We start from the raw sequence: 10,575 nt of genomic DNA on the forward strand, positions 1-10,575 counted from the left end.
CAGCGGCCTGATGGCCGCTGCCAATCCGATTCTTCAATTTTGGCCGCCCGTGAGCCGCCTGTTCTGCATCAGTGCCGCGAGACTGCGGTCAGTGCCACGCCGGCCAGGCCAAAAGCACCGCCGGCTGCGCGGTTCATCCATTTAAGCCGCTTGGGGCTGTCCAGCCACACCCTGAGCCGCGCGCCGCCGCCGGCATAGGCAAACTGCCAGCTGGTCTCGATCACGTAAAAAGTCGCCGCGAGTATCGCCAGTTGCGGGCCTTGCGGCAAGCGTGAATCCATAAACTGCGGGAAGAGTGCGGCAAAAAATACAAAGGCCTTGGGGTTGCTCATCGCCACCAGAAAGCCGGTGGAAAAACGCTGCCATGCCGCACCGTGCGGCACGGTGTCGTCGCTGCTCAGCGGCTGTGGCGGCGCGCGCCAGGTCTTGATCCCCAGATAAATCAGATACGCTGCGCCGCTGTACTTGACCACGGCAAATGCCGTCTCCGACGCAGCCAACAGCGCCCCCAGGCCTGCGGCCGAACCGGCCATGATCAGCCCCAGCGCCGACAGCAAGCCCAGCAGCGTGGGCAAGGTATGGCGCACGCCGTAGCGTATGCCGTGGTTCAGCGCCAGCAGCATATTCGGCCCCGGCGTGGCCGAGACGAAAAACACCGTCACTACATAGAGCAGCCAGGTTTCCAGGGGCATTTTTACGCCTAATGTATGAGTTAATGCGTAAGTTTATGCGATACGCGCTAACAAGGCCATGCGGCCCTCACCCACCCTCACCCCGGCCCTCTCCCGCTTGCGGGAGAGGGTGGCGCGTCAGCGCCGGGTGAGGGTCAGGCGCGTTCGGCCAGGATCGCCACCGCCGGCAGTTCCTTGCCTTCGAGGAACTCGAGGAAGGCGCCGCCGCCGGTCGAGATATAGCTGATCTTGTCGGTCACGCCGAACTTGGCAATTGCCGACAGGGTATCGCCGCCGCCGGCGATCGAGAACGCCTTGGAGTCGGCAATCGCCTCGGCCAAGGTGCGGGTGCCGTGGCTGAACTGCTCGAACTCGAATACGCCGACCGGGCCGTTCCACACCACGGTGCCGGCCTTGGCTACGATCTCGGCCAGCTCTTTGGCCGAATCCGGACCGATGTCGAGGATCATATCGTCGCGGGTGACGTCGGCCACATTTTTCAGCGTGTCTTCGGCGTTCTCGGAGAACTCCGGCGCGCACACCACATCGGTCGGCAGCGGCACTTCGCCACCATGGGCGCGGATCTTCTCGATCACCTTCTTCGCTTCGCCCACCAGATCGGCTTCGGCCAGCGATTTGCCGATATTCTTGCCCTCGGCCAGCAGGAAGGTATTGGCGATGCCGCCGCCGACGATCAGCTGGTCAACCTTGTCGGCCAGCGACTCCAGAATGGTCAGCTTGGTCGACACCTTGGAGCCGGCGACAATCGCCACCAGCGGACGGGCCGGTGACTGCAGCGCCTTGCCCAGTGCCAGCAGCTCTGCGGTCAACAGCACGCCGGCACAGGCGACGGGCGCGAACTTGGCTACCGCATGGGTGGAGGCTTCGGCGCGGTGTGCGGTGCCGAAGGCGTCGTTGACGAACACGTCGCACAGGCTGGCGTAAGCCTTGCCCAGTTCTTCGTTGTTCTTCTTTTCACCCTTGTTCAGGCGCACATTCTCCAGCATCACCACATCGCCGGCTTTCAGTTCGATGCCGCTCTGCCAGTCGGCCAACACTTTCACTTCCTGCGCCAACAGTTCGGACAGACGCTTGGCCACCGGTGTCAGACTGTCTTCCGCCTTGGGCTCACCCTCGGTCGGACGGCCGAGGTGGGTCATCAGGATCACCGACGCACCGGCCTTCAGGCAGTGCAGGATGGACGGCAGGGAGGCGCGGATACGGGTGTCGTCACCGATCACGCCGTTTTTCACCGGCACGTTCATGTCGACGCGGATCAGCACGCGTTGCCCGGCGAGGTTCTGTTCAGTCAGCTTCTTGAATTGCATGGTCACTCCGTTGGGGAATGGGGAGTCGGAAATGGGGAACAGGTTTTTAGCAAAACCGTTTCCTGATGGCCGCTCGTGTATCGGTATTTGTGGCATTTGTAGGGTGAGTTAGGCCGCAGGCCGTAACCCACCATGCACTAGCGTGGGCAGATCGTGGTGGATGACGGGTTTACCACCTTTATTTGACATTCAAAACATGCTCCCACTTCTTCAAGAAGGCATTAGAATCTTCAACGGTTAAATTTTTTTCTTTGCTTTTTTCATTAAATTCATTCATGAAAATAGCACCGAATTTAATGGTGCATTTTTTAATCGGCTCAGCGAATCTAATTGGCAAATCAGGCATAGCCAAGACAGAGCATGTCCAACCAGATAAGCCTGGATTCGCTGAAATCAAAGCATCTACATTCTCACCTATGAGTATTTTTTGCAGACTTTTATCTCGAGAGAGTAAATCAATATATTCTTTGTTATTAACCATGTAATTGATCAAATATTTTTGATCAAACTGCTCGCCGCTAAATATTTCCGCAGCATTGTCCTTTGTAAACTTCACCATGAAACCAGATAGCTTATCAATATGTTCCCTCTTGTAAGAAGATAAGCATTTTGTTTTTTCGGAGGTATAGCTTTCATTGCGAACACTCAGCCTAGATAATAATTCAACAGCTTCAGTGCGAGTCTTCTCTTGCGGGGCCTCGGCCGCCGTAATTGCCAATATCTGCGGCAGGGCAATTAAAATAGAACAAACAGTTAACACTTTCCCTCCTCCATTTCAATAACAATCCGCCAAACACCCTCCAACGCCACCACCACATGGTGGGTTACGCCGCCGTAGGCGGCTAACCCACCCTACACATCAATCCGGCCCGCCAATATCTTCGTCCGGGGCATCGCCCCAATCGGCCGGATAAAAACCCTGTGTAACATGGCGGTGGAAGGTCGAATACGGCCAATCGCTGACCCGTTCCACCCAGCCGTGTTTCACCGGGTTGTAATGCACATAATCCACATGGCGCACGAAGTCGTTTTCGTCGCGGATCAGGTGTTCCCAATAACGCCGCTGCCAGATGCCACGCTCGCCATGTTTCAGGCGCGAGGCCGAGCGGGTTTCGCCTTGTGGCAGTGCCCGGCTGAAGCTGGACTTGATCAGCCGCCAGCGCGTGGCGAAATCGGCATCGCCTTCGGGCAGCTCGATCACGCAGTGCAGGTGCTCGGGCAATACCACCCACGCGTGGATGGTGAACGGGTAGTCCTGTTTAACCTTGCTGACTGCAGCGCGCAGCAGGTCGATATGTTCGACCAGCAGCCGGTTGTCGTGGCGCTCAAGCAGCGTCACGGTAAAGAAATAGGTGCCGCCGGGCCGCCACAGGCGGCGGTAGTCGGGCATGGTAATTTCGTTGTGTCGTTGTGTCGTTGTGTCGTTGCGCGGGGTAGGGTGGGTTAGCCGCCTGCGGCGGCGTAACCCACCCTACCCCTCAGCTGATCAGCAGCTGAACATCGCCTTGGCGGTGCGCAGCATCTGCTGGCAGAAGCCCCACTCGTTGTCGTACCAGGCCAGGACCTTGACCATATTGCCGCCGGTGACCTTGGTCAGGGTGGCGTCGAAGGTCGAGCCTTCGGTACTGTGGTTGAAGTCGCTGGAAACCAGCGGCAGGGTGTTGTAGCCCAGTACACCCTTCATCTTGCCGTCGGCGGCTTCCTTGACGATGGCGTTTACTTCTTCGACCGTGGTGTCGCGGCCGGCTTCGAAGGTCAGGTCAACCAGCGATACGTTGATGGTCGGCACGCGCACGGCGAAGCCGTCGAGCTTGCCCTTCAGTTCCGGCAGCACCAGACCGACGGCCTTGGCGGCGCCGGTCTTGGTCGGGATCATGTTTTCGGTGGCGGAACGGGCGCGGCGCAGGTCCTTGTGGCGCACGTCGGTCAGCACCTGATCGTTGGTGAAGGCGTGAATGGTGGTCATCAGGCCTTTCTTCAGGCCGATGGTGTCGTTCAGCGCCTTGGCCACCGGTGCCAGGCAGTTGGTGGTGCACGAGGCATTGGAAACGACAGTCATGTCGGCGCGCAGCACGTCGTGGTTGACGCCGAACACGACGGTCGCATCGACGTCGTCACCGCCCGGGGCCGAGATCAGTACCTTCTTGGCGCCGGCATCGATATGAGCCTGACACTTTTCCTTGGAGGTGAACGCGCCGGTGCATTCCAGCACCAGGTCGACGTTCAGTTCTTTCCATGGCAGTTCGGCCGGGTTGCGGGTGGAGAAGAACGGGATCACGTCGCCGTCGACGATCAGGTTGGTGCCTTCAAACGAAACCGGCGTGGCGAAGCGGCCGTGCACGGTGTCGTACGAGGTCAGGTGAGCGTTGGTCGCCAGATCGCCGGAGGCGTTGACTGCCACGATCTCGAAATCGCCGCGCAGATTGTATTCGTAGATGGAACGCAGGGCCTGACGGCCGATACGGCCGTAGCCGTTGATTGCAACGCGGATGGTCATCGAGTTTCTCTCCGAGAATAGGGGGGAAGCGGAATGCAAAAAAACGGCCACCCCTGACGGGGTGGCCTGTCTGTCAGCCGATTACGGCGCGGGTCTTGGCGACCACATTGTCGACGGTGAAGCCGAATTCCTTGAACAACAGCGGCGCGGGCGCCGACTCGCCGAAGGTGTCGATGCCGACCACGTCGCCTTCGAGGCCGACGTACTTGCGCCAGAAGTCGGAGATGCCGGCTTCGATGGCGACGCGCGGCACGCCCGACAGCAAGACGCTGGCCTGGTAAGCCTTGTCCTGACGGTCGAATACATTGGTCGACGGCATCGACACTACGCGTACGGCCACGCCTTCTGCGGCCAGCGCTTCCTGCGCCTTCAGTGCCAGCTCGACTTCGGAGCCGGTGGCGATCAGGATGGCTTTAGGGGCGGCGGCATCGCGCAGCACATAGCCACCGCGTGCCACGTCGGCGATCTGCTGTGCATCGCGGCCGACGAAAGGCAGGTTCTGGCGGCTGAGGATCAGGTTGCTCGGACGCTTGTCCTGTTCAATTGCGCTGGCCCAGGCCACGGCGGTTTCCAGCGTGTCGCACGGACGCCAGGTATCCATGTTCGGGATGTAGCGCAGGGTCGCGGTCTGCTCCACCGGCTGGTGGGTCGGGCCGTCTTCGCCCAGGCCGATCGAGTCGTGGGTGAACACGAAGATCGGGTTGATCTTCATCAGCGCCGCCATGCGCAGCGCGTTGCGTGCGTATTCGCTGAACATCAGGAAGGTGCCGCCGTACGGACGCAGGCCGCCGTGCAGCGTCATGCCGTTCATGATGGCGGCCATGCCGAATTCGCGCACGCCGTAGCTGATGTAGTTGCCGTTGCCTTCGTTATCGATCCACTCCGAGCCGGACCAGTTGGTCAGGTTGGAGCCGGTCAAATCGGCCGAGCCGCCGACAAACTCGGGGAATAGCGGCGAGAACGCTTCGATGGCGATCTGGCTGGCCTTGCGCGTGGCGACGGTCTGCGCGGCTTCATTGATGCGCGCCAAAGCGGCGGCCTTGTGCTCGGCCCAGCGTGCCGGCAGCTCGCCTGCCATGCGGCGGGTGAATTCGGCTGCCAGCTCGGGGTAGGCGCGGCTGTATTCGGCAAAGCGTTCGTTCCAGGCGGCTTCGCGCTTGGCGCCGGCCTCGCGTGCGTTCCACGCGGCGTAGATATCGGCCGGAATTTCGAACGGCGCGTGCGGCCACTTGAGGTTTTCGCGGGCGGCGGCGATTTCGGCTGCACCCAGCGGCGCGCCGTGTACATCGTGGCCGCCTTGCTTGTTTGGGGCGCCAAAGCCGATGGTGGTCTTGCAGCAGATCAGCGTCGGACGCGCGCCTTCTTTCTTGGCGGTCTCGATGGCGGTTTGCAGCTCGACTGCATCATGGCCGTCCACACCGCGGATCACTTGCCAGCCGTAGGCTTCGAAGCGAGCCGGGGTGTCGTCGGTAAACCAGCCTTCGACGTCGCCGTCGATGGAGATGCCGTTATCGTCCCAGAACGCGATCAGCTTGCCCAGGCCCCAGGTACCGGCCAGAGAGCAGGCTTCGTGGCTGATGCCTTCCATCAGGCAGCCGTCGCCGAGGAAGGTCCAGGTGTGGTGGTCTACGATGGTGTGGCCATCACGGTTGAATTCGGCAGCCAGCATCTTCTCGGCCAGCGCCATGCCCACCGCGTTGGTGATGCCCTGACCCAGCGGGCCGGTGGTGGTTTCCACGCCCGGTGCGTAGCCGTATTCCGGATGCCCCGGCGTCTTGCTGTGCAACTGGCGGAAGTTTTTCAGGTCGTCGATGGACAGGTCATAGCCGGCCAGATGCAGCAGGCTGTAGATCAGCATCGAGCCGTGGCCATTGGACAGCACAAAGCGGTCGCGGTCGGCCCAGTCCGGATTGGCCGGGTTGTGGCTCAGATGATCGCGCCACAGCACTTCGGCGATGTCGGCCATGCCCATAGGGGCACCGGGGTGACCGGATTTGGCCTTCTCGACTGCGTCCATAGCCAGAAAGCGGATCGCGTTGGCGAGCTCGGTACGGGAGACCATGCGAAAAACCTCGAGAGAGTTAGCAAGACGGGGATGGACGGGGTATCCATCCATCAAAAAGTGGCGAAATTATCGCTGTTATGTCGCATTGCGGCAACCAGCCACGGCGACAGACATTGACGAAAGCATCTTTTCTGCCGACTCTTTAAGCAATATCAGAAAAATTTTTGCCGGAGAATTCAAGCCATGTCCGATTTTGAAATGACGCCCCCGCCTGTTGCGCGTCCATCCGGCCCGCGCCTGTTGCCCGCCGGCCAAGGCTGGCAGTGGATTGTCGCCGCCTTCCGTCTGGTGCGCGAACAGCCGGTGACCTGGATACTGCTGGCACTGGTGTATCTGGTCATCCATATCGGCGTCAGCATGATTCCCATGATTGGCGGGCTCTTGCCCTTGCTGTTGTCGCCCATTTTTGCCGGCGGTTTTATTCTGGCGGCGAAAAAAGCCGAAGCCGGCGGCGAGCTGGAGCTGTCCGATCTGTTTGCCGGTTTTCGCGACCAGCCCAAGCCGCTTTTGGGGGTAGCGCTGGTTTATCTGGCGCTGTGCATGGTCGCGGCGATGGTCATGGTGGCCTTGGCCCTGTTGTTGGGCGGCATGGGCTTGATGGTGATGCCGGCCGAGGGCGAGACGCCTGGCACGGCCTCCATGCTGATGATGCTGCTGGTGTTCGGCGTGCCGATGTTTATTGTCAGCATGGCTTACTGGTTTGCGCCGGCGCTGGTGGTGATGCAGGGGCTGGCCCCGATTGCCGCCTGCCGCGCCAGCCTCAAGGCCGGCCTGTCCAACTGGAAGGCGCTGCTGATTTGCGGCCTGATGCTGGCTGTCATGCTGTTCCTGGCCATGCTGCCCTTTTTCCTCGGCCTGCTGTTGTGGTTTCCGGTGATGTACGTCACCAGCTACACCAGCTGGAAGGCGGTGTTCGGGGAGTAGGGATCAGGGACTCGTGATCCGTGGAGTTTGGTGTGGGGCCGGTTTTTTCGTCACGCTGAAACCGGCTCCCGGCTCCCGGCTCCCGGCTTAGTCGCGGCGCATGGTCACATGCAGGATGCCGCCATCGTCGTAGGGCTCGCTCACCGCTTTGAAGCCGAATGTCTGGTAGAAGCCCAGTTTATCGGCCTGCGCCGACAGCATGACCGGACTGTCCGGCCAGTGGCTTTCACACTGGCGTACCGCTTCGGCCAGCAACGCTTTACCCAAGCCTGTGCCACGCAAGGCCGGCTCCAGCACTACGCGGCCGATGGCGCTGGCACCCTCGTATTTGTCGCCGGGGGCGATCAGGCGGGCATAGGCGGCCAGCCGGCCTTGCCCATCATAGGCGCACAGGTGTAGACAGTCCGGGTCGACCCCGTCGATATCGCCATAGATGGAGTCCTGTTCCACCACAAATACCCGGTCGCGCAAGGCCAGTGCTGCGTACAGGGTGTGGATGGAAAAGCCGTCAAAACCGTGGCAGTGCCACGTCAGCGAAGTTGCCATAGTACAATCTCCCCCAAGTATTAATCTCACCAACATATCATGGCCGCCCTTGTGGCGGAACTGCCTGCCAGATGAACGACGAACCCGATCTGTTTGCCCCTGTCCCGAACGCTGCCCAGCCGCCTGTCCCGCCCGCTCCCGTGGTGGAGACGGAAGAGGAAGGCGATGGCTGGATTGCGCTGGATCATTATGCCGAGCGTGCCTATCTCGAATACGCGATGAGCGTGGTCAAAGGGCGTGCGCTGCCGGAGGTGGCCGATGGCCAGAAGCCGGTACAGCGTCGCATTTTGTACGCCATGCGCGACATGGGGCTGGTAGCCGGTGCCAAGCCGGTGAAGTCGGCGCGCGTGGTCGGCGAGATTCTGGGTAAATATCACCCGCACGGCGACAGCTCGGCCTATGAAGCCATGGTGCGTATGGCGCAGGACTTTACCCTGCGCTACCCGCTGGTCGACGGTCAGGGCAACTTCGGTTCGCGCGATGGCGACGGTGCGGCGGCCATGCGTTACACCGAGGCGCGGCTGACGCCGATTTCCGAGTTGCTGCTGTCCGAGATCGACATGGGCACCGTCGACTTCGTGCCCAACTACGACGGCGCATTCGACGAGCCGGCGCTGCTGCCGGCACGCCTGCCCATGGTGCTGCTCAATGGCGCATCCGGCATCGCGGTGGGGATGGCGACCGAGATCCCGCCGCACAATCTGACCGAAGTGGCGCGCGCCGCGCTGGCGCTATTGGCCAAGCCGGAGCTGACGACCTCCGAGCTGATGGCCTATGTGCCGGGGCCGGACTTTCCCGGTGGTGGCCAGATCATTACCCCCGAAGCCGATATCCTGTCTGCCTATGAAGGCGGGCGCGGTTCGGTGCGCGTGCGTGCCAAGTGGGAAATCGAGCGGCTGGCGCGTGGCCAGTGGCGCGTGATCGTGACCGAGCTGCCGCCGGGCTCCAGCGCGCAGAAGGTTCTGGCCGAAATTGAAGAGGCAACCAACCCCAAGGTCAAATCGGGCAAGAAGACGCTGTCGCTGGACCAGCAGAATCTCAAGAGCCTGATGCTGTCCATGCTGGACCGGGTACGTGACGAATCGGACAGCGCCTGCCCGGTGCGGCTGGTGTTCGAGCCTAAATCCAGCCGGCAGAATCCGGACGAATTCATCAATACCTTGCTGGTGCAGACCAGTCTTGAAGGCAATGTGTCGATGAATATGGTGATGATAGGGCTGGATGGGCGACCCGGGCAGAAGGGGCTGAAAGCCATCCTGTCCGAGTGGCTGGACTTCCGCCACACCACCGTCACCCGCCGGCTGAACTACCGCCTGGACAAGGTCGGTCAGCGTATCCACATTCTGGAAGGGCGCATGATCGCCTTTATCCATATCGATGAAGTGATACGCGTGATCCGCGAGGCAGACGAGCCCAAGCCTGATCTGATGCGGGCCTTCGGCCTGTCCGAACTGCAGGCCGACGATATTCTCGAGATCCGCCTGCGTCAGCTGGCCCGCCTCGAAGGCTTCAAGCTGGAAAAGGAACTGGCCGAGTTGCGCGAAGAGCGCGATGCATTGCGCCATCTGCTGGCCGATCCGGAAGCATTCCGTGCCCTGCTGTCCGACGAAATCCGCAAGGATGCCGCCAAGTATGGCGATGCGCGCCGTACCGAAATCAGGGCTGCCGAGCGTGCGGTGCTTAACCAGACCGTTGCCGACGAGCCGGTGACGCTGATCCTGTCGCAAAAGGGCTGGCTGCGTGCGCGCGTCGGCCACAATGTCGACTTGTCTGCCTTGTCGTTCAAGGATGGCGACAGTCTGGCCTGCGTGGTGGAAACGCGCACGGTGTGGCCGGTGGTGGTGCTCGACACCAAGGGGCGCGCCTACACCATCGATGCGGCGGCGGTGCCGACCGGGCGTGGTGACGGTGCGCCGGTCACTTCGCTGCTTGATATGCAGGATGGTGCCAAGCTGGCGCAATTGCTGGCCGCGCCTGACGATGCGCGCTTTGTGGTCGCGAGCTCGGGCGGTTACGGCTTCGTGGCCAAGGTGTCGGACATGACCGGCCGGGTCAAGGCGGGCAAGGCCTTCCTGACGCTGGACGAGCACGACACGGTACTGACGCCGGTACGGGTTGGCGCGGCGCTGGATAGCTGCAAGCTGGTTGCCGCCAGCACCTTGGGCCGTCTGCTGGCCTTCCCTGCCAGCGAGTTGAAAGAGCTGGCCAAGGGCCGCGGCCTGATGCTGATGGCGCTGGAAGAGGGGGATGCGCTGACCGCCGTGGGCTTAGTGGCCGGCGAGAAAGCCTTGCTTGCCACCACTTCGGTGCGCGGCAAGGTGGCCGACGAGAAGCTGAGCCTGGGCGAGTTTGAAGGCAAGCGCGGCCGCAAGGGCAAAGCCATGCCCAAGCGCTGGCAGGTGAGCGCGATTACCGATCTGTAAGACAGTAGCGGGATAGGGGACTCGGGATCAGGGACTCGCGGCGTTTGACATGGCGCCTGCTTTTTCATCACGCTGAAGCCGGTTCCCGGTTCCCGGTTCCCGGTTCCCGGTTCCCGGTTCC

General features: G+C 61.4%; 9 protein-coding genes. 2 read left to right on the forward strand and 7 right to left on the reverse strand.

Annotated elements, in window-relative coordinates:
• Window positions 1–68 precede the first annotated feature (68 nt).
• From GQF02_RS03045 to tkt, 6 genes are all read right to left on the reverse strand, one after another.
• Window positions 69–692, reverse strand: a complete 624-nt coding sequence (locus tag GQF02_RS03045; RefSeq protein ID WP_124735487.1) for a LysE family translocator — start codon at window positions 690–692, stop codon at window positions 69–71.
• Between the two features lie 134 nt (window positions 693–826).
• The gene (locus GQF02_RS03050; protein ID WP_160794755.1) at window positions 827–1,999 is read right to left on the reverse strand and encodes a phosphoglycerate kinase; all 1,173 of its coding nucleotides are present in this window, start codon (window positions 1,997–1,999) and stop codon (window positions 827–829) included.
• Window positions 2,000–2,177: 178 nt separating this feature from the next.
• The gene (locus tag GQF02_RS03055) at window positions 2,178–2,759 is read right to left on the reverse strand and encodes a hypothetical protein (RefSeq protein WP_160794757.1); all 582 of its coding nucleotides are present in this window, start codon (window positions 2,757–2,759) and stop codon (window positions 2,178–2,180) included.
• A gap of 99 nt (window positions 2,760–2,858) precedes the next feature.
• Complete coding sequence (locus GQF02_RS03060; protein ID WP_160794759.1) at window positions 2,859–3,389, reverse strand: REP-associated tyrosine transposase; 531 nt, start codon at window positions 3,387–3,389, stop codon at window positions 2,859–2,861.
• 96 nt (window positions 3,390–3,485) lie between these two features.
• On the reverse strand, window positions 3,486–4,496 hold the full coding sequence (gene gap, locus GQF02_RS03065) for a type I glyceraldehyde-3-phosphate dehydrogenase (RefSeq protein WP_160794761.1): 1,011 nt from the start codon (window positions 4,494–4,496) through the stop codon (window positions 3,486–3,488).
• A 73-nt stretch (window positions 4,497–4,569) separates the two neighbouring features.
• Entirely contained in the window at window positions 4,570–6,558 is a 1,989-nt protein-coding gene (tkt, locus tag GQF02_RS03070; RefSeq protein ID WP_160794763.1) for a transketolase, read from the reverse strand.
• A gap of 186 nt (window positions 6,559–6,744) precedes the next feature.
• Here tkt and GQF02_RS03075 point away from each other — a divergent pair, with 186 nt between their 5' ends.
• On the forward strand, window positions 6,745–7,485 hold the full coding sequence (locus GQF02_RS03075; RefSeq protein ID WP_160794765.1) for a BPSS1780 family membrane protein: 741 nt from the start codon (window positions 6,745–6,747) through the stop codon (window positions 7,483–7,485).
• Window positions 7,486–7,572: 87 nt separating this feature from the next.
• On the opposite strand, the gene GQF02_RS03080 is transcribed toward GQF02_RS03075, so the two are convergent.
• On the reverse strand, window positions 7,573–8,031 hold the full coding sequence (locus GQF02_RS03080) for a GNAT family N-acetyltransferase (RefSeq protein WP_160794767.1): 459 nt from the start codon (window positions 8,029–8,031) through the stop codon (window positions 7,573–7,575).
• Window positions 8,032–8,102: 71 nt separating this feature from the next.
• Between GQF02_RS03080 and parC the strand changes: the two genes are divergently transcribed.
• Window positions 8,103–10,454: a DNA topoisomerase IV subunit A gene (gene parC / locus GQF02_RS03085; protein ID WP_160794769.1), complete on the forward strand. Its 2,352-nt coding sequence runs from the start codon at window positions 8,103–8,105 to the stop codon at window positions 10,452–10,454.
• The last annotated feature ends 121 nt before the right edge of the window (window positions 10,455–10,575 follow it).

Source organism: Craterilacuibacter sinensis (genome assembly GCF_009831765.1).
GTDB classification, from domain to species: Bacteria; Pseudomonadota; Gammaproteobacteria; order Burkholderiales; family Chromobacteriaceae; genus Craterilacuibacter; species Craterilacuibacter sinensis.

What these genes read in the sequence shown, in the direction of transcription:
- GQF02_RS03060 (WP_160794759.1), bottom strand. Translation starts at nt 3,389, where the DNA reads ATGCCCGACTACCGCCGCCTGTGGCGGCCCGGCGGCACCTATTTCTTT.
- GQF02_RS03080 (WP_160794767.1), bottom strand. Translation starts at nt 8,031, where the DNA reads ATGGCAACTTCGCTGACGTGGCACTGCCACGGTTTTGACGGCTTTTCC.
- tkt (WP_160794763.1), bottom strand. Translation starts at nt 6,558, where the DNA reads ATGGTCTCCCGTACCGAGCTCGCCAACGCGATCCGCTTTCTGGCTATG.
- GQF02_RS03075 (WP_160794765.1), top strand. Translation starts at nt 6,745, where the DNA reads ATGTCCGATTTTGAAATGACGCCCCCGCCTGTTGCGCGTCCATCCGGC.
- GQF02_RS03050 (WP_160794755.1), bottom strand. Translation starts at nt 1,999, where the DNA reads ATGCAATTCAAGAAGCTGACTGAACAGAACCTCGCCGGGCAACGCGTG.
- GQF02_RS03045 (WP_124735487.1), bottom strand. Translation starts at nt 692, where the DNA reads ATGCCCCTGGAAACCTGGCTGCTCTATGTAGTGACGGTGTTTTTCGTC.
- gap (WP_160794761.1), bottom strand. Translation starts at nt 4,496, where the DNA reads ATGACCATCCGCGTTGCAATCAACGGCTACGGCCGTATCGGCCGTCAG.
- parC (WP_160794769.1), top strand. Translation starts at nt 8,103, where the DNA reads ATGAACGACGAACCCGATCTGTTTGCCCCTGTCCCGAACGCTGCCCAG.